Source organism: Pandoraea sp., from assembly GCF_041919235.1.
Classification (GTDB): Bacteria; Pseudomonadota; Gammaproteobacteria; order Burkholderiales; family Burkholderiaceae; genus Pandoraea.
Genome location: NZ_JAYRUC010000016.1, coordinates 109,397 through 135,876, shown reverse-complemented (window position 1 = coordinate 135,876; position 26,480 = coordinate 109,397). Strand labels below are relative to the sequence as shown.

21 protein-coding genes are annotated in these 26,480 nt (G+C 64.1%); 16 read left to right on the top strand and 5 right to left on the bottom strand.

What is annotated here, in order from left to right:
* Window positions 1-184 precede the first annotated feature (184 nt).
* Window positions 185-1,054: an ADP-polyphosphate phosphotransferase gene (locus ACE3UG_RS14545; protein ID WP_374625029.1), complete on the bottom strand. Its 870-nt coding sequence runs from the start codon at window positions 1,052-1,054 to the stop codon at window positions 185-187.
* Window positions 1,055-1,139: 85 nt separating this feature from the next.
* Entirely contained in the window at window positions 1,140-3,512 is a 2,373-nt protein-coding gene (locus ACE3UG_RS14540) for an HAD-IC family P-type ATPase (protein WP_374625027.1), read from the bottom strand.
* Between the two features lie 336 nt (window positions 3,513-3,848).
* Here ACE3UG_RS14540 and ACE3UG_RS14535 point away from each other — a divergent pair, with 336 nt between their 5' ends.
* The 4 genes from ACE3UG_RS14535 to ACE3UG_RS14520 all read left to right on the top strand — a co-directional run bounded on the left by ACE3UG_RS14535 (window position 3,849) and on the right by ACE3UG_RS14520 (window position 7,138).
* The gene (locus ACE3UG_RS14535; RefSeq protein ID WP_374625025.1) at window positions 3,849-4,517 is read left to right on the top strand and encodes an ArsR/SmtB family transcription factor; all 669 of its coding nucleotides are present in this window, start codon (window positions 3,849-3,851) and stop codon (window positions 4,515-4,517) included.
* Window positions 4,518-4,532: 15 nt separating this feature from the next.
* On the top strand, window positions 4,533-4,802 hold the full coding sequence (locus ACE3UG_RS14530; RefSeq protein ID WP_374625023.1) for a hypothetical protein: 270 nt from the start codon (window positions 4,533-4,535) through the stop codon (window positions 4,800-4,802).
* On the top strand, window positions 4,799-6,145 hold the full coding sequence (locus tag ACE3UG_RS14525) for an MFS transporter (RefSeq protein ID WP_374625021.1): 1,347 nt from the start codon (window positions 4,799-4,801) through the stop codon (window positions 6,143-6,145). The genes ACE3UG_RS14530 and ACE3UG_RS14525 overlap by 4 nt, the downstream gene beginning before the upstream one ends.
* Window positions 6,146-6,283: 138 nt before the next feature.
* Complete coding sequence (locus tag ACE3UG_RS14520) at window positions 6,284-7,138, top strand: SAM-dependent methyltransferase (RefSeq protein WP_374625019.1); 855 nt, start codon at window positions 6,284-6,286, stop codon at window positions 7,136-7,138.
* Here ACE3UG_RS14520 and ACE3UG_RS14515 read toward each other — a convergent pair.
* Window positions 7,101-7,538, bottom strand: a complete 438-nt coding sequence (locus ACE3UG_RS14515) for a hypothetical protein (protein WP_374625017.1) — start codon at window positions 7,536-7,538, stop codon at window positions 7,101-7,103. The genes ACE3UG_RS14520 and ACE3UG_RS14515 overlap by 38 nt on opposite strands.
* Window positions 7,539-7,974: 436 nt before the next feature.
* Here ACE3UG_RS14515 and ACE3UG_RS14510 point away from each other — a divergent pair, with 436 nt between their 5' ends.
* The 10 genes from ACE3UG_RS14510 to ACE3UG_RS14465 all read left to right on the top strand — a co-directional run bounded on the left by ACE3UG_RS14510 (window position 7,975) and on the right by ACE3UG_RS14465 (window position 20,437).
* Window positions 7,975-8,448 (top strand): carboxypeptidase-like regulatory domain-containing protein, encoded by a 474-nt coding sequence (locus ACE3UG_RS14510; RefSeq protein WP_374625015.1) that lies wholly within the window; start codon window positions 7,975-7,977, stop codon window positions 8,446-8,448.
* 41 nt (window positions 8,449-8,489) lie between these two features.
* Window positions 8,490-10,997, top strand: coding sequence for a cation-translocating P-type ATPase (locus tag ACE3UG_RS14505; protein ID WP_374625013.1), 2,508 nt, complete (start codon window positions 8,490-8,492; stop codon window positions 10,995-10,997).
* 445 nt (window positions 10,998-11,442) lie between these two features.
* Window positions 11,443-12,069, top strand: coding sequence for a sigma-70 family RNA polymerase sigma factor (locus tag ACE3UG_RS14500; RefSeq protein ID WP_374625011.1), 627 nt, complete (start codon window positions 11,443-11,445; stop codon window positions 12,067-12,069).
* Window positions 12,066-12,800, top strand: a complete 735-nt coding sequence (locus ACE3UG_RS14495; protein WP_374625009.1) for an anti-sigma factor domain-containing protein — start codon at window positions 12,066-12,068, stop codon at window positions 12,798-12,800. The genes ACE3UG_RS14500 and ACE3UG_RS14495 overlap by 4 nt, the downstream gene beginning before the upstream one ends.
* A gap of 187 nt (window positions 12,801-12,987) precedes the next feature.
* Complete coding sequence (locus tag ACE3UG_RS14490; RefSeq protein ID WP_374625007.1) at window positions 12,988-13,779, top strand: DUF1295 domain-containing protein; 792 nt, start codon at window positions 12,988-12,990, stop codon at window positions 13,777-13,779.
* 31 nt (window positions 13,780-13,810) lie between these two features.
* The gene (locus tag ACE3UG_RS14485; protein WP_374625005.1) at window positions 13,811-14,908 is read left to right on the top strand and encodes a cyclopropane-fatty-acyl-phospholipid synthase family protein; all 1,098 of its coding nucleotides are present in this window, start codon (window positions 13,811-13,813) and stop codon (window positions 14,906-14,908) included.
* 249 nt (window positions 14,909-15,157) lie between these two features.
* Window positions 15,158-16,462, top strand: coding sequence for an NAD(P)/FAD-dependent oxidoreductase (locus tag ACE3UG_RS14480; RefSeq protein ID WP_374625003.1), 1,305 nt, complete (start codon window positions 15,158-15,160; stop codon window positions 16,460-16,462).
* Window positions 16,459-17,295: a DUF1365 domain-containing protein gene (locus ACE3UG_RS14475; RefSeq protein WP_374625001.1), complete on the top strand. Its 837-nt coding sequence runs from the start codon at window positions 16,459-16,461 to the stop codon at window positions 17,293-17,295. The genes ACE3UG_RS14480 and ACE3UG_RS14475 overlap by 4 nt, the downstream gene beginning before the upstream one ends.
* A complete protein-coding gene (locus ACE3UG_RS14470) occupies window positions 17,292-18,497 on the top strand; it encodes a class I SAM-dependent methyltransferase (protein WP_374624999.1) in 1,206 nt (401 codons plus the stop codon). Before ACE3UG_RS14475 ends, ACE3UG_RS14470 begins: the two co-directional genes overlap by 4 nt.
* 473 nt (window positions 18,498-18,970) lie before the next feature.
* Complete coding sequence (locus ACE3UG_RS14465; RefSeq protein ID WP_374624997.1) at window positions 18,971-20,437, top strand: CoA transferase; 1,467 nt, start codon at window positions 18,971-18,973, stop codon at window positions 20,435-20,437.
* Between the two features lie 48 nt (window positions 20,438-20,485).
* Here ACE3UG_RS14465 and ACE3UG_RS14460 read toward each other — a convergent pair whose 3' ends face one another.
* Window positions 20,486-22,261, bottom strand: coding sequence for a diguanylate cyclase domain-containing protein (locus ACE3UG_RS14460; RefSeq protein ID WP_374624995.1), 1,776 nt, complete (start codon window positions 22,259-22,261; stop codon window positions 20,486-20,488).
* A gap of 214 nt (window positions 22,262-22,475) precedes the next feature.
* On the bottom strand, window positions 22,476-24,497 hold the full coding sequence (locus ACE3UG_RS14455) for an NADPH-dependent 2,4-dienoyl-CoA reductase (protein WP_374624993.1): 2,022 nt from the start codon (window positions 24,495-24,497) through the stop codon (window positions 22,476-22,478).
* 188 nt (window positions 24,498-24,685) lie between these two features.
* Here ACE3UG_RS14455 and ACE3UG_RS14450 point away from each other — a divergent pair, with 188 nt between their 5' ends.
* Both ACE3UG_RS14450 and ACE3UG_RS14445 read left to right on the top strand, forming a co-directional pair.
* Window positions 24,686-25,273 (top strand): PadR family transcriptional regulator, encoded by a 588-nt coding sequence (locus ACE3UG_RS14450; RefSeq protein WP_374625045.1) that lies wholly within the window; start codon window positions 24,686-24,688, stop codon window positions 25,271-25,273.
* A gap of 166 nt (window positions 25,274-25,439) precedes the next feature.
* Window positions 25,440-26,471 (top strand): beta-propeller fold lactonase family protein, encoded by a 1,032-nt coding sequence (locus ACE3UG_RS14445; RefSeq protein WP_374624991.1) that lies wholly within the window; start codon window positions 25,440-25,442, stop codon window positions 26,469-26,471.
* Window positions 26,472-26,480 lie beyond the last annotated feature (9 nt).

Here is a 26,480-nt window from a genome sequence, read left to right as displayed (position 1 = left end):
CGCTTGGCCACCTCGGGGATCGTATCTCGATCCGCTTCGCGCAGAATTCGCACGATCTGCTCGTCACTGTACCGGCTTTTCTTCATACCAACTCCTCGTCTGAGCTGAGGAGCCATTATCTCCAGATTCCTTTGGTACGAAATTTCCCGGGCAGGTCAGATCGACTCTAGAAACCCAAAAAACATCAAACCTCGAGGCGCCGGCGAATTGCCTGTAGTTCTCGTCGCCGGCTTGCGGTCGATTTCGGGTACGTCATCTTCAGCGACTCAAGGGCGTCCAATATGATCTGAGAGACGATCAATCGCGTGTTCTTCTTGTCATCGGCAGGCACGACATACCACGGGGCGCATCGGGTACTCGTTGCGGCAAGGCATTGCTCGTACGCCTTCATGTACCGACGCCAGAACTTGCGCTCCTCAATATCCGCTTCGCTGAATTTCCAGTTCTTGTCCGGATCGTCAATGCGGTCCAGAAAGCGCCTGCGTTGTTCCGCCTTCGATAGGTGCAGGAAGAATTTGACGATACGCGTGCCATTGTGGTCGAGGTGGCGCTCCAGATCCACGATCGACCGATACCGCTCGTCCCAGATCGTTTGCCTGTCCAGCGATGCATCCGCCAGCCCTTCGGCAAGCAGAATGTCCGGATGAACACGGACGATCAGAACTTCCTCATAGTACGACCGGTTGAAGATGCCAATTTGCCCACGCGCTGGCAAATCGCGTGTGGTACGCCAGAGAAAATCATGTTCCAGCTCAGTGGGCGTGGGATGCTTGAAACTGAAAACCTGACACCCCTGCGGATTCACGCCGGACATCACATGTTTTATCGCACCGTCCTTCCCTGCCGCATCCATGGCCTGGAAGATCAGCAGAAGTGCATGGCCGTTCGATGCGTAAAATAATTGCTGCAGCGAACTCAATCGCGAGACGTGCGCAGCAAGTAGCTCCTGGTAGTGTTCCTTTGAGGTGTACAGGGGATCCACCTTGGTCGGCCATTTGCCAAGCCTGACCTCGCTGCCCTCTTGCACACGAAAATCTTCCGACAAAGTTTTCATTTCGCCCCCCATTCATGATCACAGCCACTCCGCGCGCCCCAACCCATCGCAAGTCCCCCGTCTCTACGAATCGAAACACCGCTTGCTACTTGATCCCAAGCGCAGCGAAAACGGGAATCTTCAGCGCGTCGAGCACGACGGCAAAAATTACTGCTGCCCCAAATACCCCCGCGATCACCCCGACTGGCAACGACGTCATCGCAATTCCACCGACAGCCAGGATCACCGCGATCACAATATCGGCAACCGACGACGCAAGCAGCCAAAGGCTGGGACGGGAACCCCACATACGCCGGCGCTGACGAATCGCGTAGAGCGTCGCCTGACTGCCGAAGACGAGCACCACAAAGGTCAAGGTTTGAAGTGCACCTGCGCTCAGATGCATCGCGAACCGGCCAACGACCAGCGTACCCGCGCAGAAAACCAGCAAAGCGGCGCCAATGACAACGCCCGCAATCGTCAAATGGCCGATTCGCCAGGTATTCGGCGACGGCGAAGGATCCACATTGTCTGTCGTGAGCGACATGGCGAGAAAATCGCCCGCGATCATCAGAATCACCATTAGCAACGGCGTCAGAATCGCCTGGCCCGTCGTGACCAGCCCAAACACCAATAAAAGCGCAGTCACGATCTTCTTGGTGATCGAATTCAGCGTGTAGGTCAACATGCGCTGAAACGTCACGCGGCCCTCCCTCACCGCAGCCACAATGCCGCCAAGCCCCGGTTCGGTCAGCACCATCCCCGCAGCAGACTTGGCGACGTCGGTCGCCGTCGACACCGCGATGCCCATTTGCGCCTGACGTAGCGCGGGCGCGTCGTTGGCACCGTCACCGCACATGCCCACGACATGCCCGCCCTGCTGGAATGCCTTCACGAGCTTGTATTTGTCCTCCGGAAGCACGCCGGCAAACACCGCGAATGCTGCCGGCTTTACGCCGTCTGGAATGGGGCCCGGCGGGCAGATTTCGCCATCGAGACCGACCGCGCGAGCAACCACCGCAGCCGTCGCCGGCGCGTCCCCAGTGACCATCACGGCACGCACCCCGAGACTGTGCAACTCCGTAATGAGCGCGGCCGAATCGTCGCGCGGCGGGTCACTGATCCCAAGCATTCCAACCAACTTCAGTGCCCCAGGTGCGCCAGCCGCCACGGCGAGCACCCGATAGCCTTTCGCCTCAAGTTCAGCGGCCTGCGCTGCTGACGTCGGCGACGGCTCTGAAAACCCCGCAATGACCGCGAAGGCGCCCTTCACAATCCGCTGCGTCCGCCCTGTCGAATCGGTTGCGCTTGCTTCGGCCATCTTCTTCGCCGGATCAAAGGCCGTGAACTTGTCCAGCACCAGCGCATCGGATGCGACATTGCCGGCAGCGGCCGCGCGTATCGCCGTGTCGATCGGATCCTGCCCCCCCTCGGCGCTCGCCAGCGCCGCGAGCATCAGCACATGAGGGATATCAAAGCCAGACATCGGCTGCACCGTCACGACGGTCAGCGCGTTGCGCGTCAACGTGCCCGTCTTGTCGACACACAATACGTCCATGGTGCCAGCCTCATCCACGGCCGTCAGACGCGTCGACAACACGCCGCGGCCCGCCAGCGCGCGCGCGCCCAGCGCGGCCGATAGCGTGAAGGTGGCCGGCAACGCCACCGGAATCGACGCGAGCACGGCCGTCAGCACGAGCGGCACGATTTCAGCCAGCGGCATGTGACGATACAACGCGAAGGCAAGCAAGATCGCAATAACAACGCCGCTGAATATCGCCAGATTGCGCACGACAAGCAATACCGCCTTCTGCTGCGAACTCACCACATGTGCCGTGCGAACGAGCTCCGCCGTGCGGCCAAAGCGGGTACGCGCGCCCGTCGCGGTGACAACCGCCACCGCTTCACCGCGCCGTACCAGCGCACCGGCAAATGTCTGCGCGCCGGGCGCTGCATCGATCGGCACCGATTCGCCGGTAAGCATCGAGTGGTCGAGGAGTACGTTGCCCGAAACGAGCTTCATGTCGGCCGCCACCACGCCGCCCAGCGACAGCTTGACTACATCGCCCGGCACCAGATCCGCAGCCGGGACAATCGACCATGTTCCGTCTCGCTGTACCGACGCGTTAAGTGCAAGTCGCGACTTCAGCGCAGTCAGCGTCGCCTGCGCTCGGCTCTCCTGAAATAGCCCGAGTAACGCGTTGAACACGAGAAGCCCCGCGATGATTCCCGCTTCGACAAATTTCCCGAGGACACACTCCAGCACGATGGCGGCTTCAAGCATCCATGGCACAGGTGCCCAGAACTTCCCCAGCGCCCTGCGCACCGGGTGCGCCGAGGTGTCCGGCATCGAGTTCGGACCGGACTCCGCCAGCCTGCGACGCGCCTCAGCACTGCTCAGACCGCCCGCCGGCGGTGCTTCCGGTGAACTCGCCGCACCGGTCGCCAAAGCCGCCCCCTTCACCTCGTCTGGAGTCACGGAGTTCTCCTGTATGGCTCGGATACCACACTACAGCATCCGGCGCACGTCCGCCATGGTCTTGCCTCGACGCGACATGCAGCACGAAAGATCGGAATGAACCGCTGGACAAACTGCGCGCATCGATTACCGGGCGAGCCGAACATTCCCGGCATGGCGACTCGACGAACCATCCGGGCATCGAGCGCAAGTGAACGACACAATGCATCCACCGACGGCAGAGATTCGACTGTATCCAGTGGCCATTAGGACTTTGAGCGACCGCCCCATCGTTGGCAAGCCATCGACGATCACGTAAGGCATTCCCTTCAATCCAATATGCGTTAGAATGTTGGCATGAACGCACAAGCACTCAAGAACCACCTCTACGGCCAAGTTGCGCGAATCGGCGCGGCCGTAGCCAGCCCAAAGCGATTGGAACTGCTCGAACTGCTTGCCCAAGGCGAGAAGTCCGTGGAGGCTCTGGCACGCGAGGCTGCAATAGACATCCGGTTGGCCAGCGCCCATTTGCGAGTGCTGCGAGAAGCGTGTCTTGTCGATGTTCGACGCGAAGGCAAGAGTCGCATCTACCGGCTCGGCGGAAGCGACGTCTCCGCACTTTGGGTGGCGTTGCGCAGCGTTGCCGAATCGCGCCTGGCCGAATTGCAGGTCGCCATGAACGATTTGTTCACGGGTGCGGAACGACTCACCCTGGAAAGCAGCCGCTCATTGCTGGAGAAGGTTCGTGCCGGCGACGCGATATTGATCGATGTGCGCCCTGAGCCGGAGTTCAGCACCGCGCATTTGCCTGGCGCACGGTCGGTCCCGCTGGACGAGCTTTTAGGACGAATCAAGGATCTGCCGGACGACAAGGAAATCATTGCCTACTGCCGTGGCCCGTTTTGCATCATGTCGGATACGGCGGTAGCGCTGCTGACCCGGCACGGCTTGCGCGCTCGAAAGATCGCGGAAGGCGTGGCGGAATGGCAGGCGGCCGGCTTGCCGCTGGCCGTTGCCAAGGCCTAATCCCCGGAGTCCGGCATGAGCGAAATGCTGCCGAGTCTCAGTGGTGCGTGGCACGCAGGGAAACCGCCGGGCATCGCACTGCGTCTGGCCGTCATTCCGGTCGCCCAGCGCCAGCAAGCGGGTACGCGTGATATGGATGAACGACGCCGCAGCGCGCTCCGGAATAGCGGGACGTACTGGGCCGATCGCGCAGATCTCGCCATACCGCCGCGACCGATACGATCGGTGCGATCGGTGCGATCGGTGGAAACGGACAGCATCATCGTCGCCAACGCCCGCCCATGAAGCCCAACGTCGACCACAGCGTCAACCACCGGAAGCAGCGACCGGTACACGATACGTACGTTCAAGGCATCCGCGCCAACCTGCACCAGTTCATCTGGCAAGCGATTCAGGTGTTCTTCGTCGGCCTCGTTATCGGCATGGAGCGCACGGTGCTACCGGTGGTGGCGGACCAGGACTTCGGCGTACCCAGATCGTCGTTTCTGTACCTTCTATCCTTTGTTATTTCATTCGGGCTGGTCAAAGGCGCACTCAACTTCGTTGCGGGACGACTGTCCGAGCGCGTCGGACGCAAGCGAGTGCTCGTCCTCGGCTGGGTGGCGGCCATTCCCGTGGCGATTTTGATTTTTTATGCACGGTCGTGGTGGTGGATCGTGGCGGCCAATGTCTTTCTGGGGATCAACCAGGGGTTCGCATGGAGCATGGCGGTCACCAGCAAAATGGATATCACCCGTGCCGAACAGCGAGGCCTCGCCACAGGTATCAACGAGTTCGCGGGTTACGCGGCGGTTGGCCTCGCGGGCGTGGCGACTGCCTATCTGAGCGATCTCTACGGCCCGCGGGCAGCATTGCTGGGTTTCGCTACCGCAGTCGTTTCCGTGGCATTACTCACCGCGCTCCTGTTCGTGCGCGAGACGCTCCCGTGGGCTCACGCCGAGCGCCAACGACACGCTAGCGGCACCCATGCCGGCGCACAGCCGCACTTCGCCGATGGGTTGCCCGAATATCCGAGCTCGCGCCAGGTGTTCATGTACGTGTCGTTCCAGCACCGCACCTTCTCTGCGCTATGCCAGGCCGGTGTAGCCAATAAGGTGGCCGACACCTTGCTATGGGTCCTGTTTCCGCTCTATCTGCACGAGCGAGGTTTGAGTTTGGTGCAGACCGGATGGGTGACGGGCGTGTACGGCATGGTCTGGGGTGCCTCGCAACTCCTGACCGGACCGCTGTCGGACCACATCGGCCGGCGTACGCCGGTAGTGGCTGGGTTGTGGTTACTGGCCTTAGGTGTCGCCAGCGCGGTGATCGTCGACAGTTTCGGCGCGTGGCTCGCGAGCGCGGCGCTCATGGGGGTGGGCATGGCCCTTCTGTACCCGAACTTGATCGCCTCGGTGGCCGACATCGCCTATCCAACCTGGCGAAGTTCCGCGCTCGGTACCTATCGATACTGGCGCGACACGGGTTACGCAATCGGCGCGCTCGTCCTCGGCGTGATTGCGCAGTCGCGTGGCGATATCGTTCCGGCGTTCTGGTTCACGGCTTCCTGGCTGGCCGTATCGGACATTTGGGTGCTGCTTCAGGCGCAAGAAACGCATCCCGGCCGCGCCCACAGGTCTTCGCGCAAGTAAAAGCTCAATTCCGCTCGCACTGCGCAATCCCGGTCGTCGAGCCGAAAATCGTCAGCATTCGAAGCCCGCGCGGACGTTTTCGGTAAACTGCCGGTATTTCCGGGACGCGTCATCTCCCGCCGCTTACTCCGTCAGCCCATGTCAAACACCCACGAAATTCGTCCCGGCCAGTCCATCGAGCTACTCAAGGAACTCCATATCCTGACGCGCGACGGCAAAATGAACCAGGACAGCCGCCGCAAGCTCAAGCAGGTGTACCACCTGTTCCAGTTCATCGAGCCGCTGCTCCAGGAAGTCAAAGCCGAGAACCAACGCGTTACGCTCGTGGACCACGGCGCCGGCAAGTCATACCTCGGCTTCATCCTTTACGATCTGTTTTTCAAGGCGCTGGCGGACGACTCGCATATCTTCGGCATCGAAACCCGCGAGGAACTGGTCAACACCTCGCAAGCGCTCGCCGCTCGATTGGACTTTCCTGGCATGTCGTTCCTGAACCTGTCCGTGGCCGATTCAATCACGTCGCCAGCCCTGCCGCCAACCGTCGATGTCGTCACCGCATTGCACGCCTGCAATACCGCCACCGACGACGCCATCCGCTTCGCGCTGGCCAAGCAGGCGCGCCATATCGTGCTGGTGCCCTGCTGCCAGGCCGAAGTCGCCGGTGTCCTGCGCAAGCACAAAGGCAAGCTGCTGGCGAACAATCCGCTCACGGAAATCTGGCGCCATCCGCTCCATACCCGCGAGTTCGGCAGCCAGGTCACCAATGTGCTCCGCTGCTTGCAGTTGGAAGCCCACGGCTATCACGTCAGCGTGACCGAACTGGTCGGCTGGGAACACTCGATGAAAAACGAGTTGATCGTCGCGCAGTACAAAAACCTGCCCCGCCGCCGCCCCGCCGAACGGCTTGAAAACGTACTGGAATCACTGGGTCTGGAAGAAATGCGAGATCGCTTCTTCACCGCGCCGGTCGGAAAAACCCCGAATGACGATTGACCTCGTAACGCTGAACCAGGACATCTTTCTCCGTCGTCACAACGTCGGCGGTGATCGTGTCCGCGTCCCGCTCCGCCACTTTGCCGAGTTTCAGGCGCGCGTTGCCCGAACGCTTCAACCATAGATTCATGTTGTTGCGAACCTGATCGACGCTCAACTTGAGGTCTTCACGCTGAGCCCCCGCGCCCGAGGCTCCGCAAGGCGGGCAATCGCCAGACCACTCCATCATGCCCCGCCCCATCATGCCCGAGCCGTAGCCCTCGCCCATCATGCCCGGCCCATCACCTCGCCCACACCCCCACCCGCCGCCGTTCGGTTGCGCAACCGCAGGCATCGCGGCGAAAATCAAGGCCACCGACGACGCAACGCACAAGGCGCCCTTCATTGTCCCGTTTCGCATCTCGCTAATCTCCCCAAAGCTTCCCAAAGTAAAGCAGGTCGGCACGCATGGATGCATGCCGGGCAAACTATGCGTTTTCAGGATAGGCGGCACCGCAGGCCTTACCTTGAGGTGCATCAAACCGTAACGATCTCCTTTGAGAAAGCGGTCGATCCCTCATCAGCGCCATTGGCAGACAATCGCCGGCGCCGCATTGCCACATTGCCGCTCACCGCTTGATCCCCGACAACCGAAGCCCGATCGCGGCGTCGTCGAAAGCAACCCATTGACATCGGTCAATATTCAAACGAGCGTCACCGGCCATGCTTGGAAACAAGAAAGATCGATTTCCGCGAAACGACCATTGGCGGCCCTCAGACGGCTCAATCTTCGGTGCGTCACGACGACGGGATCGTCCGCGTTCACCGTCCAATAAGTCCGTATGTGGAGAATTGCCATGTTCAGGGATGCCCGCTTTTCAGTGCTTCTTTTTCTCCTGGCCTACATAGGCTCGCTCGGCACCGTGCTCGCGGCATCGCCCCCCCGTTCCGACGCTGAAACCGGAATCTCGTACATCACCGGCGGTATCGGCGAAGACGAAGTGCAAGAATTCCGCGCCGCAGCCCCCCGATACAACCTCCGGATGACCTTCGCATCGAAGGCAGGAAACTACCTCTCCGACGTGGATGTCACCATCACCGCGGGACCGGGACGACACCTCCTCGCCGTTCGAACCGAAGGCCCATTCCTCTTTGTGCGAATGCCTGCAGGTACCTACCGCGTCACCGCGCAAACATCCCAGACATCGGAATCCCGAACGATCCGTGTGCCCGCTCGCGGCAGCGTCGACATGCGTTTCTCCTGGGATGATCGGGACGACCCGCGCGTTCTGCACCTCTGCAAGCAGTGTTCGAAGACGAAGCGCCCCTGAGCGGCGCGGCAACTGCGCGAGACGCCCACACACCAACGCTCATGCCTGCACCGCCAGCGCAGCACGCCTCGGACCGATTCGATAGCCACGGTACCGTCGATGGCCCTTGGGCAACCGACCCCACGCGCGGACTGACCAGCGCGCAGGTGACGGCGCAGCGGTCCCGGTTCGGTTGGAACGTCGTGGACTGCACGCCGCGCCGAACCTGGCTATCGACATTGTGGGAAGTGCTCCGCGAGCCGATGTTCCTGCTTCTCCTCGCCGCAAGCGCCATCTACCTTGCCATCGGCGATACATCGGAAGCACTGACGCTGCTCGCGTTCGTCATCGGCATCGTCTTCCTCACCGTTTATCAGAGCCATCGCACCGCGCAGGTGCTCGACTCCCTTCGCGAATTGTCCGCGCCCCGCGCCAAGGTGCTTCGGGACGGCCAGCGTCAACTGGTTTCAGCCGCCGACCTCGTGCCCGGCGACATCGTGTTCGTCGACGAAGGCAACCGCGTGCCAGCCGATGGCCTCGCCGTCGAGCTGCACGAACTCAGCGTCGACGAGTCGTTGCTCACCGGGGAATCTGCGGCGGTCAACAAGTGCGTCGCCCAGCACGACGCCAGCCCAGGCGACCACGCCGATAGCCAGCTCTTTTTCGGCTCAATGGTGGTGCAAGGGCAAGCGCGCATGATTGTGACCGCGACGGGGCCGAGTACGACCCTCGGTCGCATCGGCAAGTCGCTGAGCGGTATCTCGGAAGCGCTCTCGCCCCTGCAAATCGAGACGAGAACATTCGTCAATCGCTTTGCCGCCGCTGCGCTGGTCACCGTTTTTCTCCTCGCCGCCATCTATCGCTGGCGCTCCGGCGAGTGGCTCCCCGGCGTGCTTGCCGGCATCACGCTGGCAATGGGCATACTCCCCGAAGAGATCCCGGTCATCCTCACCGTATTCTTCGCGCTGGGCGCGCGCCGCATCGCCAAGGAAGGCGTGCTCACGCGCAGAATGAGTGCCATCGAAACACTCGGCCAGACGTCGGTGCTGTGCGTCGACAAGACCGGCACGCTGACCCAGAATCGAATGTCGGTCAGCGCGCTCGCCGCCCACGGCAGGCGGTTCGATGTCGATTCGTCAACCCAGCGCATCGGTCCCGCCTATCACGAGTTGATCGAGTACCTCGTGCTCGCGAGCGAGATCGACCCCGTCGACCCGATGGAGCGAGCGTTTCACGAGACCGGCCGAATCGGACTCGCAGGCACCGCGCGCCTGCACGCGGATTGGTCACTCGTCCACGAATATGCGCTGACGCCGCAGTTGCCAGCGATGTCACACGTTTGGCTGACGCCGGAACCTGAACGTTACGCCGTCGCCTGCAAGGGGGCGCCCGAAGCCGTTTGCACGCTGTGTCGTCTCGACGAAAAGGAAGCCCGGACGATTCTGGACCAGGCTGCGGAAATGGCATCGGGTGGCTTGCGGGTGCTGGGGGTGGCGAAAGCCTCGCATTCGCGCCGCGACTGGCCCGAAGATCAGCACGGCTTCGGGTTCACCTTCCTGGGTCTGGTCGGCTTGTCGGACCCCGTCCGCCCCGAAGTCGCAGCGTCCATCGCCCAATGCCACGCCGCGGGCATCCGCGTGATCATGGTGACCGGGGACTATCCCTCGACAGCGCGAGCGATCGCCGCTGAAGTGGGCATCGACAGCCAGCGAGTCATCACCGGGCAGGAACTGGCGACACTGAGCCCCACGCAAGTGCGCGCCGCTGTTCAGGACGTCGAGACTTTCGCCCGTATCAGGCCCGAGCAGAAGCTTCAGTTGGTCGGCGCTTTGCGCGAAAACGGTGAGGTGGTCGCGATGACGGGAGACGGCGTGAACGACGCGCCCGCCCTCAAGGCCGCCCACATTGGCATTGCAATGGGCTTGCGCGGCGCCGAAGTGGCTCGCGAAGTGGCCGCGCTGGTCCTGTTGCGCGACGACTTTTCGCCCATCGTGTCCGCCATCCGGCTAGGCCGACGCATTTATGCCAATCTCGTGCTTGCGATCAGCTACCTCGTCGCAGTCCATATTCCGATGATCGCGGCCGCCGTCATTCCGATTCTTGTCGGCTTGCCGCCCATGCTCGCACCGGTCCACATCGTATTCCTGCAACTCGTTATCGATCCCGCATGCTCGATCGTCTTCGAGAACGCGCCGGAAGACAGCCGTCTGATGCATGTCCCCCCGCGTCGCGCCGGTGCACGACTCCTCTCGAATCGCGTCTTCATGCAGGCGGGCGCAGCAGGCGCGCTGAGCGCCATGCTGGTACTCGGAATCTATGCCGGTCTGTTGCGATCCACCGCCTCTCTGCCCTTGGCACGCACGCTGGCATTCGATGCGCTCGTCATCGTCAACGTCGTGCTGATTCTCGTGATCCCCATGATGTCGCGGCCGAAACGCCTCGGAATCCGGCGCCCGCAGAATCGTTACCTCTGGATGGTGCTGGGCATGACGAGCGTGGCACTGCTGTTGTTGATGACCGTTCCGTCGCTCGCGCGGCTTTTTGGACTCGTGGCACTGCTCAGTCCCTGAAACAAGCCGACCGGGACGTGATGCACGCCACTCGCGACGCCAAGCGGCGGAAGCGGCGCAAGCGGCGCAAGCGGCGGAAGCGGCGCAAGCGACGCGCAGCAAGACGCAGGCCCGCAGGCCCCACGGCTCTCCGGCCGCGCCGACGAAGGGCCGGTCGAAGACGTGACCGCCGCCCCTCCCCCCGTCCGGGGGCGCCGGCCGACGGCGCTGCGGTGCGGGGCGCCGGCCGACGGCGCTGCGGTGCGGTGCGCCATGGAAGCGCCCGGCGTTTTATTTCGCATCCGAACACATGCGTGATCCGTATTAGTCCATACGCCCACCTCTACGACGTCACGCCATGTCGAATAACCACGCGCCCATGCCCACCTCGACGCGCCATGCGACATTGAAGATGCTATATTCCACGGATCGTCAACGCTATGGCCCAATCCCCGGCCTCGTCCGCATGCACGACACGTCCGAGAGTGCCCGTCGAGCAGATCCGCCAGATCCGACAAGCGCCCAGCGCCCGAGCGACAACAGCGCCGATGCCGCATGGCGCGACACGTTGAACCGAACGCTCACGGCCGTCGGAAAGGAAGATCGCGATGCCTTTGCAACGCTCTACCGGATGACCTCCGCACGCCTGTTCGGCGTAATCCTGCGCATGGTCCGCGACCGCTCCGAAGCCGAAGATCTGCTTCAGGAGGTTTTCGTCAGCGTCTGGCGACGGGCAAACGCCTTCGACCCCGCGCGAGGCAACGCCATGACATGGCTCATGACATTGGCTCGCAACCGGACCATCGACCGTTTGCGCGAGCATCGGGAGGCGTCGCTCGATGACGCGGACGCGCTTGTCATCCCGTCAGACGACCCCACGCCCGCCGCGCTTGCCGAAGCTTCCGAGGAACGACAGCGTCTCGAGCGATGCATGCAACGTCTCGAGCCGCAACAGCGTGGCGTCGTGCGCGAAGCTTTCTTCAGCGGTGCGTCCTACAGCGAACTCGCCGATCGCCTGAGCGTGCCGCTCGGCACGATGAAAAGCTGGATACGTCGCAGTCTGATGCAACTGAAGGTGTGCCTCGAGCAATGAATACGCCCGCCAACCAAGACGACGATCTGCGCTGCGCAGAATATGCCCTCGGCGTGCTGAGCGCTGCCGAGCGACGCGCGCTCGAGCAGGCCGCCAACGCAAACCCGCTCATTCAGGAAAGCCTGCGCCAGTGGCAAGCGCGCATCGCACCGCTGGTCGAGGACGCCGCGCCGGTCGAGCCGCCGCCGCGCGTGTGGCAGCGCATTCAGCACGATCTCGGCATCACGGCGCCCGCCGCGCGCGCCGAGCGCACCGCACCCGCCACCTGGTGGAACAACCTGCGTCTCTGGCGATGGGTCGGGCTCGGTGCAAGCGTCGCGGCACTCGCATTGCTCGCCGTGAACGTCACCACGCTGATGCAACCACGCGGCCCGTCCGCCGTTTCGGCAAGCGACTACATGGTGGCGACCCTCGCCCGCGAAGATGGCGTCGCCCATTGGACTGCCACCGTCGACACACGTCACTCAAGCATGGTCGTCGTGCCCGCCGACAAACCTGTCATCGCTGCCGGACGCGCCGCCGAACTATGGTTGATCCCGCATAACGCCAAACCCATTGCGCTGGGGGTGATTGCGACCGATCAGCCGGCGTCGATGACGCTCTCGCCGAAAATTCTCGCGCAGATGGACAGCAACGCCGTGCTCGCCGTGTCCGTCGAACCGCCAGGTGGATCGCCCACCGGCCAGCCCACCGGTCCAGTGGTCGCGACCGGCGCGATCCGGCCAGCCTGAAGGCCCGGCGGCCCGCCCGCCATCTCGAAGTCTGAAGGGGTTGTCCACACGTGGGACAACCCTTTCTTCGTTTTTGGACTCGCTCCCTCCGCGCTTCTCCGGAAATATTTCTCCGGCGCGTGCATCCGGTAACGCGTGACGTTCGTATAGAACGTTATCGCGCCATCAATCCGCGCACGGAGCCTGCATGCTATCTGCTGTCGTCATTTCGTTCGCCGTCGTGAGCCTTGCCCTGATCGCCGCCTGGCTCTACCAATGGCGCACGCACAACGCTGGCATGGTCGACCCGATCTGGGCCGCCGCGCTGGCGAGCGTGGCGCTGCTGGCGGCCGGGCTTGGTCAGGGTCACGTCGTCAACCGGGCCTTCGTCGGCGTCGCCGGAGGACTGTGGGGCCTGCGTCTTGCCGTGCACCTCTGGCGTCGCAACTACGCCCAGCCGGAAGACGCGCGTTACCGGCAATTTCGCGAGCAGTGGGGCGACCACGCCGGACGCAACATGTTTTGGTTCTTCCAGTTGCAAGGCGTAATCGCCATGCTGCTTGCCGCAGCGTTCTTCGTGCCTGCGTTCAACGTGCATGCGCCGTCACCCGTCGCCCTCGCCCTCGCCTCGCTCATCTGGCTGGCGGCCGTTGCCGGCGAAGCATCGGCCGACCGTCAATTGCGACGATTTACCGCCGTTGCCCTCCATCGCGGCCAAGTCTGTCAAGTCGGCTGGTGGCGTTATTCGCGTCATCCCAATTACTTCTTCGAGTGCTTGCACTGGTGTGCCTACCCCGTCCTCTCGTTTGGCGCGCCTTGGGCCTGGGCCACGCTCCTGCCCCCATTGCTCATGGCCTGGCTGCTGCTCAAAGTGTCGGGCATTCCCCTGCTCGAAGCGCACCTCATGCGCTCTCGCCCCGCTTACAAAACCTACATGCAGACCACCAACGCCCTCATTCCGTGGCCGCCTCGGAAGCCGCGCGAAACGCCATTGCCATGATTCAGCCCGTCGAAGTCAGGAGCCCCACACCATGACCGTCTCCCTCACGCAACCGCCCGCCGCCGATGCCTGCGCCCCCGAAGAGCGCGGACTGATCCGTCTCTGCGAGCGCGGCTTGGTGCCGGACCTCGCACTGCGTGCCGGCATGCGCATGTTGATGCGCCAACGCCTGCGCCAGGCACATGCCCACGATCCCGAACGAAGTGCCGAATCGCTCGCGGCGTTGGTACGCGAATTGAATGCCAGTCCGATTGCCGTCGAAACGCAGGCCGCCAACGCTCAACACTACGAGGTGCCGAGTGACTTTTTCGTCAAACACCTCGGTCCGGCAATCAAGTACTCCTGCTGCTATTACCCCAACGGCAACGAGACGTTGGCGCAAGCCGAACAGGCCATGCTCGCGCTCTACGCCCAGCGCGCCGAGATCGCCGACGGTCAGCGAATTCTCGATCTCGGCTGCGGCTGGGGCTCGCTCTCGCTCTGGCTCGCCGAACGCTTTCCGGGCGCACAGATTGTCGGTTTGTCGAACGCCCACGGTCAACGGCGTTTCATCGAGGCTGCGGCGGCGAGCCGCGGGCTTCGAAATCTGCGAATCGTGACCGGCAACGTGGCCGACTTCGAGTTCGATGACAACGTCACCGGGCAATTCGACCGTGTTTTGTCCATCGAAATGTTCGAGCACATGAAGAACTACGGTGCATTGCTCGGCAAGATTGCCCGCTGGCTCGACGACGACGGCAAGTTGTTCGTTCACCTCTTTGCGCATCGCCACGTTGCCTACCACTTCCAGAACGACGATGGCAGCGACTGGATGTCGCGGCACTTCTTCACCGGCGGCACCATGCCCAGCGCAGATCTGCTGCTGCATTTCCAGGATGACCTGCGCATCGTCAACCGCTGGTGGGTCGACGGCCGCCATTACGAGCGCACGGCCAACGATTGGCTGGCCGCGCTGGATGCATCGCGCGCGCAGACACTGCCGATGCTGGAGGCCGGCTACGGTGCACAGGCCCGCATTCAGTTTCAACGATGGCGCATGTTCTATATGGCTGTCGCCGAGCTGTTCGGCTACGCACATGGTCGCGAATGGGGGGTCGGGCATTACCTGTTCGATAAGCGGGCCACCTGAACATGCGCCGGCGCCCGGGGTTGACCTTGCGCGCGCTGCGAATTCGGCCGCGCGATTCACGTCGATGGGCTGCCCACCGATTTTTTCGCCGGGCGTGCATCCGTTTGCGGTTGCGATTCGTATAGAGAAAACACTTCAAGCGATCCAGCGTGCCTGAACCGCACCCTGTAAGCCGCACCCTGTAAGTCGCACCTGGTAAGCCGCACCTTGACCGACACCGTACCGACATCGTATCGACGAGAGACACGAATGAACGCTTCGACCGCCGCCCTGCCCCCCGGACAACGCGTCGCCGTGGTCGGCGCGGGCATTGCCGGACTCGCCAGCGCCTATTTCCTTGCCCGGAAACATCGTGTGACGCTATTCGAGGCGGGCGATTACGCGGGCGGGCACACGAACACCGTCGATGTCTCGCTCGACGGGGTCTGTGCTCCCGTCGACACCGGCTTTCTTGTCTGCAACGACCGCACCTACCCCAATCTGATCGCCCTGTTCGAGGAACTTGGCGTACGCACCATCGCGAGCGACATGTCGTTCTCGGTGTCGGTCGGCGGCGGCGCGCTCGAATGGGCGGGCACGAACCTCAATACCGTCTTTGCGCAGCGCCGCAATCTCTATTCCCCAAGCTTTCTGGGCATGCTGCGCGATGTGCTGCGCTTCAACGCCACGGCGGAACAACACTTGCACAGCGCCATGCGCGAGCGTCAATCCGTGGGCGATCTCTTGGTGGCGAACGGCTACGGGCAACCGTTCCAGCAACACTATCTCTTACCGATGGCCGCCGCCATCTGGTCGAGCCGGGCCGCCGACATCCTTCACTTTCCCGCCGCAACCTTCCTCCGGTTCTGCCTGAATCATGCGCTGCTCCAGATTCGGCATCGACCGCAATGGAAAACCGTCGCGGGTGGTGGACGCGAGTACGTGCGCCGTATCGTGGCAACGCTTGACGATGTACGGCTGCGAACGCCGGTACGGCGCGTGGTGCGCGATGGCGACGGCGTGACACTCTCGTTCGGCGACGGCCAATCGCAACGCTTCGACGCCGTAGTCCTTGCCGGTCATGCGCCCGATAGCCTGCGCCTGCTCGCCGATGCCGATCCGTCGGAGCAAGCGATACTCGGCGCGGTGCGCTATCAACCGAACATCGCCGTGCTGCATACCGACCCCAAGCTGCTGCCGCGCCGCCGTCGCGTCTGGTCGGCGTGGAACTATGTCAGCCAGGCAGGACCCGCGGCCGACGTGCATCGCCCGGTGTGCGTGAGCTACTTGATCAACCAGCTCCAGGCGCTCCCCTTCCGCTCCCCGGTGATCGTCACGCTCAACCCGGGCGACGAGCCCGCGCCGGGAAAAGTGTTGGGACGCTACACGTATCAACATCCGCTCCTCGATCTGGCGGCGGTCGACGCCCAGTCGTGCCTGCCCGATATACAGGGCCACCGGCGCACATGGTTCGCCGGTGCGTGGACCGGTTACGGGTTCCACGAAGACGGCCTGAAGTCCGCCCTGAGCGTGGCGGGCGACTTCGGTGTCTTGCCGGCATGGGCGCGCCTATGAACTCCACGTCAGCGACGTCAGCGACCTCCGCCCCGCCGACGCCGGCCATCTGGCTGCTGCGCGGTCGCGTCACGCATGAACGTCTGCGGCCCGCGCGGCATGCGTTCGCCTATTCGATGTTTCAAATCGCCTGCGACGTCGGGCGAACCGACGCGTTACGCAGCCGTTGGTTCGCGGTGGACCGCTGGCGTTTGCTCGGCGTGCAATCGCGCGACTATGGCCCGCGCGACGGCAGTGCGCTCATGCCGTGGATGCGAGCGCGTCTGGCCGAAGCCGGCATTCCGGCGGACGGCGCCATCTGGCTGCAGACGATCCCCCGCATGGCGGGCTATGCCTTCAACCCCGTGAGCTTCTGGTATTGCCACGATCGTCAGGGGAACCTGCGTGCGCTATACGCGGATGTGCGCAACACCTTCGGGCAACATCACGGGTACCTGCTCAGTGCGGCCGGGCACGCGGCCATTCGCGACGACACGCGCCTCGTTTGCCGCAAAGCGCTTCACGTCTCCCCGTTTTGCAACGTGGAAGGTGAGTACGAATTCCGCGTCCGTCGCAAAGGGGCATGGTGGTCGGTCGCCATCGATTATCGCGTCGGCGGCGATTTACTGCTGCGCACGGCGATCGCCATGCGGGCTGAACCGTTCACGGGAAGACGGGTTCTGCTCGCCGTGCTGTCGCAGCCGCTCAATGCCCTCAACGTCATCATCAGAATTCATTGGCAAGCGCTGCGGCTCTGGCTCAAGCGCGTGCCGTTCTACGGCAAGACGCCGTCCACGCGTTGCGCAACGGCGCCGGAGCGCGCCGCTTCCGCCGATCCGGAGATCCGTCCATGATTTCGCTCCGTCTGCTCCGGCCGCACCCCGCTGCGCCGATCTGGGCTCGCCTGTTCTTCCGGCTGTTGCGCCGCATTCATACCGGCCATCTGACACTCGTCTGCCCGGACGGCACCTCGCACATCTTCGGCGATCCACACCGTTTGCCGGGCGCCACCCTCCATATACGCGATTGGCGTGCATGCCGCCGGATATTACAGGCCGGCGATATCGGGTTCGCAGACGCCTATCGCGCCGGATGGATCGACTCGCCCGACATGGTCGGTCTGATCCGGCTCGCGATCCGCAATGTCGCATCGATCTCCGCTACCGTGACAGGCTCGCGGATCGCGCGCGTCTGGTATAACCTCCGGCACCGGCTCAGACGCAACACCCGCTCAGGCAGCCGACGCAACATTCACGCGCATTACGATCTCGGCAACCGCTTCTACGGTCTGTGGCTCGATTCGACATGGACCTATTCGAGCGCCTGGTTCGAGGGCGAACGCCAGCGCTCGCTGGACGAGGCGCAGCACGCCAAATACCAGCGGATCATCGACACCCTGGGGCTGCGTTCCGGGGACCGCGTGCTGGAAGTCGGATGCGGGTGGGGCGGATTTGCGCTGCATGCGGCCCGACAGGGAATCGCTGTGCACGGCATCACCGTCTCGCAGGCGCAGTGCGCCCTCGCCAAAGAACGCATTGACGCAGAAGGACTCGGGCGCCTCGCCGAGATATCGCTCACGGACTACCGCGACGTGCAGGGCCAGTTCGCCGCCATCGTCTCCATCGAGATGTTCGAGGCCGTCGGTGAAGCGTATTGGCCGGCGTTCTTCGCCATGCTCAAATCCCGCCTTCTCCCCGAGGGGCGTGCCCTCATTCAATCGATCACGATCGAAGACAACGCGTACGACGCTTACCGGACAACGAGCGACTTCATCCGCGAGTTCATCTTCCCTGGCGGCATGCTGCCGAGCGCAGAACGTTTCGTCAGCACGTCGGAAGCGTGTGGCATGCAAGCCTCGGTGTCGCTCAGCTTCGGCCTCGATTACGCCAGAACGTTGCACTGCTGGCACGAGGCCTTCGAATCGCAGCTCGATGGTGTACGGGCGCAAGGCTTCGACGACACCTTCATCCGAACGTGGCGGCTCTATCTCCAGTATTGCGAAGCGGCGTTCGCCGAGCAGCGCATCGACGTGAAGCATTTCGTCGTGACGCACTGACGTTGACGCCGTTCGATCAAGTCTCGCCAAGCCGCTTACACTCGCCCGCCGATGGCGGGCGAGTGTAACGCCCTGACGCCCTGAGGCCCGTCGCGGTGTCAGGGCGCCCCCCGTCGCGAACGACCTTGCGCGCCCTCGGCCGGGCACACCCCGACATCTGCCGTACGGTAGCGGCGGTCTCGGCGCGTCTTCCCCGGCTGCGCATGCAGTAATCCACGACTCACGTAGGCCTACAGGGTTTGCAGCGACGCACCGAGATGCTCGGCTGCCTGTTTGGCAGCCTGGTTGACAGCCTGGTTGGCAGTGAAGTCGTTCATCGTGATCGCCCCCTGAGACAAGGCGCGGTGGCCCGATAGATCGACTAAGTCAATCGATATTGACAGTAAAATCCATCGGTTTAAGCTTCAATGCGCCGGCAGTCCTGCATCGCAACTCGACGCGATGCCGTCTATCGAATCGTTCGAGGAACTCCTATGCATTTCGCGGTTTCAGGGCCCGCAGTGGCGCTCGCCGAAGACACTGGCTTCGTGGCCCCCTATCTGCACAGCATGCGTCGCGCCATCCACGGCGTCATGCCGGGCGCCCCCGTCCACCTGACGATCAGTGGCACTGGCGCGTTGCCATGCGTGTTCCCCTATACCGATTTCGCCACGGCGGCGATCGCCAGCGCAACGCTCGCCGTTGCCGGGCTCACGAGCGGCCCCGACGGCGATTACGGCCTGGCCGGCACCGCCGGAATACCGTCGGTGAACGTCGACCGGCGGCTCGCATCGTTCTGGTTCCAGACGTCGTTGCGGGCGCAGGGGTGGTCGTCGCCGCCGTTGTGGGACCCCATCGCGGGCGACTATCGCACGGCCGACGGCTGGATTCGCCTGCACACCAACGCGCCGCATCACCGCGCCGCCGCGCTGGCGGTGCTCGGCGTCCCCGCCGATCGCGAAGCCGTCGCGCGGGTCGTCGCAACCTGGCAAGCCGACGCGCTGGAGGCCGCCGTTGTCGCCCAGGGCGGATGCGCGGGCGCCATGCGTACCGCCGCGCAGTGGGATGCCCACCCGCAGGGCGCGGCCGTAGCCGAGGAGCCCTTGCTGCATTGGGAGACGTTCGACGTTGGATCGGCGGCGAGCGCACCGTGTGGCGTCTCGACGTGGCGCCCCTTGCGGGAGCGGCCGCTCGGTGGGATTCGCGTGCTGGATTTGACCCGCATTCTCGCGGGCCCCACCGCGACGCGATTTCTGGCGGGCTTCGGCGCACAAGTGTTGCGCATCGACCCGCCCGGCTGGGACGAACCCGGCACCGTGCCGGAAGTCGTTCTCGGCAAGCGCTGTGCACGCCTCGACTTGAAACATGCAGACGGACGCGCGGTACTCGAATCGCTCCTGCGCGATGCCGACATCGTCGTGCATGGCTATCGCCCCGACGCACTCGAGCATCTCGGCCTCGGCGCCGCACGTCGCCGTGAACTCAACCCCATGCTGATCGATGTGTCGCTCGACGCCTATGGATGGCAAGGGCCCTGGCAGGCCCGACGTGGCTTCGACAGTCTCGTGCAGATGAGCGCCGGGATCGCCGATGCGGGCATGCGGGCGGCGGGCGTGGACCGGCCGGTGCCGCTGCCCGGGCAAGGTATCGACTATGCGACGGGGTATTTGATGGCGGCGGCGGCCGTGCATGCGCTGGCGCTTCGCCAGACGCAGCGCGTGGGCACCTCGGTGCGCGCCTCGCTGGCCCGCACTGCGCGGCTGCTCGCGACACATCGCACGACCGAACCGGCGCCCATGCCGCTCGCCGCGGAGACGCCGGACGATCTGAGCGAGCGGATCGAGGATACGTCGTGGGGTCCGGTGCGGCGTGTGGCGACGCCAATGTCACTGACGGGTACGCCCGTCGACTGGGCGTTGCCGGCGATGGCGCTGGGCACCGCCATGCCAGTATGGCCATGACACGCGAACGTCCTTGAATCGCAGCGGGCTGTGTGGCCGTTCGGCGCCCTACTCCATGGTGTGGCGTCGGGCTTGCCGCGCGGCATGGAGCTGTCGCTCCGCCTGGCTCAACAGCGCCGAGACGTGCGTGGGCCCGCCGGAGGACAGGCCGTTCGCATCGAACGTTTCGCGGTCGTCCATCGCAAGGCCGAAGCTCGCCGTCAGGGGCAGGACTTTGCCATGCGGCAGCGTCAATGCGGTGGCTTCGATACGCCCGCGCAGCAGTTCGGCGAATTGCTGCGCGCGCGACCGATCGAGCACGCGGGCCAGAATGACAAACGCATCCGCCCCCAGCCGCGCCACCACATCGCCGGGCTGACACGTATTGAGGCACACCGCACCGACGCGGCGCAGCACCTCATCGCCGACCCCATGTCCCCACGTCGCGTTGATCTGCGTGAAGTGATCGATATCGAGCTTGATCAACGCCACATGCCCCGGCGACGGTATCGCGCACAAGACCTGTGCCTGTCGCTCGAACGCACGCCAGTTGCTCAGGCGCGTCAGCGGGTCGGTCTCCGCGCTCATCTCAAGCTCGCCCAGCAACCGTGCGTGCTCGCGACGCAGATGCGTCAACTCGAGCGCGTTCTGCCTGAGCACGCCCAGCGCATCGAACACGGCGCGCACCTGCGGGCGACGTATCGGCATGCCTTCGCCCGGCACGGACGCGTCGAGGTTTCCGTGCGCGAGCGCCTCGACGAGACGCGTCGCCACCTCGAACGGCTGAACCACACTGCGTCGGAAATTTCGCAATGCAAAGACGATCGCGAGCACCAGCGCGATTTCGGCAATTGCGGTAAAGATCAACACCTTGAGCGCGCGCGACGATTGCGCGTCGACCTGACGCTGCGCCAGTGTGAGCATGCTGTCGCGAAACTCGGTGATCGGGCGCATGGTGGGCACGTAGCGGCGCGCAAATTCCGCCGTCGTGAGCGAGGCGGGATGTGGCTGGCTCGCGAGCGCGCGTACCGTCGCCACGTAACGCAATCCCGCCGCGAAGTACTGTGAATTCAAGGCATCGAGCGTCTTGAGACCGAGTTCAGGGGGTTCGGCCACGCGCGAGGCGATCATGTCGCGCAGTTGGTCGATACGCCCCAGCGTTCGCTCAATGTTGTGCTGATCCGCCTCGGTGAGCGTCTTTCCGGTGGTGAGCGACGCAGTGAACTGCGAGCCAAGCTGACCGGCATACTCGCGCAGGTCGCCCGCCAAACGAGCGAGCACGACGTAGTGAAGCGCGTCGGGCGCGCCCCGCGAAATCACGTCGATACGCGAAGACGCCACGGAAGTGAAATTTGCAATGACACGGATCATGCGATCGACGGCATCGCGCACCGCTGCGTCGCTGCGCATGTCGCGCGGGCGCTGCGCCAGCAGATCGACGTTGGCGCTCGCCGCCGCGAGATCGAGGCGCGCGCGCTCGACTGTGCGCAGACTGGCGCCACAGTGCTCGCACCCGTCGGCCGAGAGCGACGAGAGCAGGTCCTGCAAACGCGCATTGGTCGCTTCGCGGGCGTTGCGCAGTGCGATCACGGACGCGTTGGGAAGCGGGAGATCCGCACCCAGCACCGCATTGGCCGGCCCCCGTTCAGCGGACGCCTTTTCCATGGCGAGTAGCGTGGCGCGCAGGGACTCAAGCGCGAGCGAAGCGTCGCTGGCGCGCTGATAGGTTCCCCAGGCCCAGACGAGCAGGCTGCCGCAAAGGACGACGACCACGCAGACGACGGCAAGATTTTGCAACCGAAGGCGGCCGGTGAGCGAAACGGCAGTTTGTAACTTGCGCTTCATTGACGATGACACCGTCGGCCACACGGTACGGGCTCCCACGGAGGTCGCTGCGGCGCTCGCCATGACGGCAGCAATCCGCGGCGAGCCTCGGACATGTTGCGCCCGGCACATGGCACACACGCGTTGGCATCGCGACGACGCCGGCAGACGGCGAAAATCGACGAGGCGCCATTGTCGCACACAGATTTGCCACCGCCTGCGCCCCCGCGCCGCGTCACAGGTCGATGGCCAGTTCCGTGCCCTGCTTGATCGCACGCTTGGCGTCGAGTTCGGCCGCCACATCGGCCCCGCCGATCACATGCACGCGCGCCCCCGCCGTGCGAAGGGCCTCGGCCAATTCGCGCAACGGCTCCTGTCCGGCGCACAAAACGACGTTATCGACGGGCAGCACGAGCGGCTTGTCGTCGATGGTGACGTGCAGGCCTTCGTCGTCGATCCTGCGATACGTCACCCCGGGAATCATCTCCACGCCACGATGTTTGAGCGACGTGCGGTGAATCCACCCGGTAGTCTTGCCCAGGCCGTCGCCGACCTTCGAGGCCTTGCGCTGCAACAGGTACACCTTGCGGGGAGATGTCTCGGGCGTCGGCGCGCAGAGGCCTCCCGCGTGAGCGTATTCCCGATCGATGCCCCATTCCGCGTAGAACTTCGCGGGCACTCGCGTGGCGCTTTCTCCGGCTTGCGTGATGAACTCGGCCACATCGAAGCCGATGCCGCCCGCCCCGATCACGGCGACGGTCTTGCCCACTGCGGCACCGCCACGCAGCACGTCGATGTAGCTGAGTACCTTGGGATGATCGACACCGTCGATGGCCGGCGTGCGCGGCACCACGCCGGTCGCCAGCACAATGTCGTCGTACCCGCCGTCGACCAGCGATGTCGCTGTGGCTCGCGTGTTCAGTTGCACGTTGACGCCCGAGGCTTCCAACTCGTGGCGGAAGTAGCGCAGGGTCTCGAAGAACTCTTCTTTGCCGGGAATCCGCTTGGCCATGTTGAACTGGCCGCCAATCTCGGCATCGGCTTCGATGAGCGTGACGTCGTGACCGCGCCGCGCCGCAACGGTTGCCGCTGCCAGACCCGCCGGCCCGGCGCCGACGACGGCCACGCGACGCGTGCGTCCCGCCGGTTCGACGCGCAGTTCCGTCTCGTGGCACGCGCGCGGATTGACGAGACACGAGGTGATCTTGCCGCTGAACGTGTGATCGAGACACGCCTGATTGCAGCCGATACAGGTGTTGATGGACTCGGCACGGCCGGCCGCCGCCTTGTTGACGAACTCGGGGTCGGCCAGCAGCGGCCGCGCCATCGACACCATGTCGGCCTCGCCCTCGGCGAGAATGCGTTCGGCCACATCCGGCATGTTGATGCGGTTCGTCGTGATGAGCGGAATGCTCACATGCCCCTTGAGTTTGCCGGTGACCCAGGTGAATGCCGCTCGCGGCACACTGGTGGCGATCGTCGGGATCCGTGCTTCGTGCCAGCCGATCCCCGTATTGATCAGCGTGGCACCGGCCGCCTCGACGGCGCGCGCCAGTTGCACCACTTCCTCGAATGTCGAGCCGCCTTCGACCAGATCGAGCATCGAAAGCCGGTAGATGATGATGAACTCGCGCCCCACGCGCTGGCGCACGCGCCGCACGATCTCGACCGGGAAACGCATGCGGTTCTCGTAGCGGCCGCCCCAGGCGTCGGTGCGGTGGTTGGTGCGCGCAGCGACGAATTCGTTGATCAGGTAGCCCTCGGAACCCATGATTTCAACGCCGTCGTAGCCGGCGCGCTGCGCCAGCGCGGCACAGTTCACGAAGTCGTCGATGGTGGCCTCGACCTCGTCGCTCGTGAGTTCGCGCGGCTTGGCGGGCGTGATGGGCGCCTGCAAGGCGCTGGGGGCGACCAGATCGGGATGGTAGGCGTAGCGCCCGAAATGGAGAATCTGCATGGCGATTTTGCCGCCTGCCGCATGCACGGCCTGCGTCACGCCCCGGTGCTTGTCGGCCTCCTCCTCGGTGCTGAGCTTCGCACCGCCCGCGTAGGGCCGGCCAGCGTCGTTCGGCGCGATGCCGCCCGTGACCATCAACGCCACACCGCCGCGCGCACGTTCCGCGTAAAACTCGGCCATGCGAGCAAAACCATTGCGGGCCTCTTCGAGCCCGACATGCATCGAACCCATCAGCACACGGTTGCGCAACGTCGTGAAGCCCAAGTCCAGGGGCTGCATCAAGTGGGGATAGCCGCTCATCGTTGTCTCTCTCATTGTCCGGCGTGGACCTTCGGGTTTCGGGGGCATTTTCCAGTCGGCACGGGACCCGCTGCGTGCGTGTCACCGGGCAATGCAACCGGTTGCATAGTTTGTTGGCGATTCTAAGCGGCCGTCGCCGACTATGCAACGGGTTGCATAGTGGAATTAGAGTGCCTACACTGCCGGTCATGCCGCTCGCCCACGCCTTGATGACCTCGTTGCTGGAGAAATCCTCTTCCGGGTATGACCTTGCCCGCCGTTTCGACAAGTCGATCGGCTACTTCTGGCACGCCACGCATCAACAGATCTACCGCGAACTGGCCCGTATGGAGGCGTCCGGCTGGATCGACTCCAAGGCCGCGCCCGACGGCGGACGCACGCGCAAACGCGTCTACGAGGTACTCGACGCGGGGCGCGACGAACTGCTCGCGTGGGCGGCCACGCCTACGGCACCGTCCGATCTGCGTGACGACCTGATGGTCAGGCTGCGCGCCGATGCGGCCATCGGTCCGCTCGGCCTGCGGCCCGAATTTCGCCGCCGCGCCGCGCTCCACGCCCAGAAGCTCGCGGCGTACCGGGCGATCGAAGCGCGCGATTTTCCGTCCGGCGACGTACCGACACGCGAAGCCGCACTGCAACGGCACATCCTCCGGCTTGGCGTGCGTTATGAGCAAGGCTGGCTCGACTGGACGCACGAGGCGCTGGCCCTGCTGGAACAGTGGGATGGCGTCGATGGCGTCGATGGCGTCGACGTAGCGCATGGACCGCCGGTCTGAGCGCCCGCGTCGCCGTCAAGCGCCCTGAGTATTCAAACCACGGCGAATGGCGGCCCTGGCGTCCCATTTTCTTGTCAACGGGCGGGGCAGGTGGCGCGTTTAACGAAGGAATCGACGTACGGCTTACCGGCATGCGTCGCCGTTTTTCGCCCCACCCTAGGCATTCATGGTGTTTTCTATCAAGCCCTCCAAGCTTTTCTGGCTGAGCCGTCGTGTGCGCGCTCTCGCGACACTTTCGGTACTGGCCGCCGCCGGACTCCCGCTCTCGCCCGCCCATGCCGGCACGGTCATCGTGCTCGATTCCGGCGCCGCGCAGCTTTCTCTGATCGATCAAGCCACGCACAAGGTCGTGGGCACGATGCCGACCGGCAAAGAGCCGCATCACCTGATGATTACGCCGGACAAGCGCTCGCTGATCGTCGCGAACTCGGTCTCGAACAGTCTGATGTTCCTCGACCCGCGCACCGGCAAGCTGCAACGCGAGGTCGCGCACATCGACGATCCGTATCAGCTCGGCTTCTCGCCCGACCACAAATGGTTCGTGACGGCGGCGCTGCGGCTCGACCGCGTCGACGTCTATCATTACGACGGTGAGAACGTCTCGGTCGCCAAGCGCATTCCGCTGGCCAAAACGCCCAGCCATATGACCTTTACGTCCGACAGCAAGACGGTGTTCGTCACGCTGCAGAACTCGGGCGAACTGGCTGCCATCGACCTCGCGACGCAGACGGTGAAATGGCGCATGCCGGTTGGCAAGACGCCCGCCGGTCTGTGGATGACGCCGGGCGACAAGTACCTGCTCGTCGGCATGACGGGCGAAGACGACGTGGCCGTGGTGGACTGGCGCGCGCAGAAGGTCGTCAAGCGTATCCCGACCGGGCGCGGCGCACACAACTTCCGCTCGCTCGCCGACGGCCGTCACGTCGCGGTGAGCAATCGCGTCGATAGCACGATCAGCATTCTCGATTACGATTCGCTCACCAAGGTCGCCGACATCACCGGCCTGATGCCCGGACCGGACGATATGGAACTTTCCGCCGACAAGCGCTATCTTTGGGTTACGTTCCGGTTCGCGCGCCACGTGGGTGTGATCGACCTGACGACGCGCCAACTGGTTGACCGGATTGCCGTCAACCGGTCGCCGCACGGTATTTTCTTTGCCGACCGTGCGCCCGTACTCTCGCCGAATCCGGACTGAAAAGGCCGC

Bases quoted from the DNA above. Each gene is read 5' to 3' on its own strand.
- ACE3UG_RS14545 (WP_374625029.1), bottom strand. From the start codon at position 1,054: ATGAAAACTTTGTCGGAAGATTTTCGTGTGCAAGAGGGCAGCGAGGTC.
- ACE3UG_RS14535 (WP_374625025.1), top strand. From the start codon at position 3,849: ATGAACGCACAAGCACTCAAGAACCACCTCTACGGCCAAGTTGCGCGA.
- ACE3UG_RS14530 (WP_374625023.1), top strand. From the start codon at position 4,533: ATGAGCGAAATGCTGCCGAGTCTCAGTGGTGCGTGGCACGCAGGGAAA.
- ACE3UG_RS14525 (WP_374625021.1), top strand. From the start codon at position 4,799: ATGAAGCCCAACGTCGACCACAGCGTCAACCACCGGAAGCAGCGACCG.
- ACE3UG_RS14520 (WP_374625019.1), top strand. From the start codon at position 6,284: ATGTCAAACACCCACGAAATTCGTCCCGGCCAGTCCATCGAGCTACTC.
- ACE3UG_RS14515 (WP_374625017.1), bottom strand. From the start codon at position 7,538: ATGCGAAACGGGACAATGAAGGGCGCCTTGTGCGTTGCGTCGTCGGTG.
- ACE3UG_RS14510 (WP_374625015.1), top strand. From the start codon at position 7,975: ATGTTCAGGGATGCCCGCTTTTCAGTGCTTCTTTTTCTCCTGGCCTAC.
- ACE3UG_RS14505 (WP_374625013.1), top strand. From the start codon at position 8,490: ATGCCTGCACCGCCAGCGCAGCACGCCTCGGACCGATTCGATAGCCAC.
- ACE3UG_RS14500 (WP_374625011.1), top strand. From the start codon at position 11,443: ATGCACGACACGTCCGAGAGTGCCCGTCGAGCAGATCCGCCAGATCCG.
- ACE3UG_RS14495 (WP_374625009.1), top strand. From the start codon at position 12,066: ATGAATACGCCCGCCAACCAAGACGACGATCTGCGCTGCGCAGAATAT.
- ACE3UG_RS14490 (WP_374625007.1), top strand. From the start codon at position 12,988: ATGCTATCTGCTGTCGTCATTTCGTTCGCCGTCGTGAGCCTTGCCCTG.
- ACE3UG_RS14485 (WP_374625005.1), top strand. From the start codon at position 13,811: ATGACCGTCTCCCTCACGCAACCGCCCGCCGCCGATGCCTGCGCCCCC.
- ACE3UG_RS14480 (WP_374625003.1), top strand. From the start codon at position 15,158: ATGAACGCTTCGACCGCCGCCCTGCCCCCCGGACAACGCGTCGCCGTG.
- ACE3UG_RS14475 (WP_374625001.1), top strand. From the start codon at position 16,459: ATGAACTCCACGTCAGCGACGTCAGCGACCTCCGCCCCGCCGACGCCG.
- ACE3UG_RS14470 (WP_374624999.1), top strand. From the start codon at position 17,292: ATGATTTCGCTCCGTCTGCTCCGGCCGCACCCCGCTGCGCCGATCTGG.
- ACE3UG_RS14465 (WP_374624997.1), top strand. From the start codon at position 18,971: ATGCATTTCGCGGTTTCAGGGCCCGCAGTGGCGCTCGCCGAAGACACT.
- ACE3UG_RS14460 (WP_374624995.1), bottom strand. From the start codon at position 22,261: ATGAAGCGCAAGTTACAAACTGCCGTTTCGCTCACCGGCCGCCTTCGG.
- ACE3UG_RS14455 (WP_374624993.1), bottom strand. From the start codon at position 24,497: ATGAGCGGCTATCCCCACTTGATGCAGCCCCTGGACTTGGGCTTCACG.
- ACE3UG_RS14450 (WP_374625045.1), top strand. From the start codon at position 24,686: ATGCCGCTCGCCCACGCCTTGATGACCTCGTTGCTGGAGAAATCCTCT.
- ACE3UG_RS14445 (WP_374624991.1), top strand. From the start codon at position 25,440: ATGGTGTTTTCTATCAAGCCCTCCAAGCTTTTCTGGCTGAGCCGTCGT.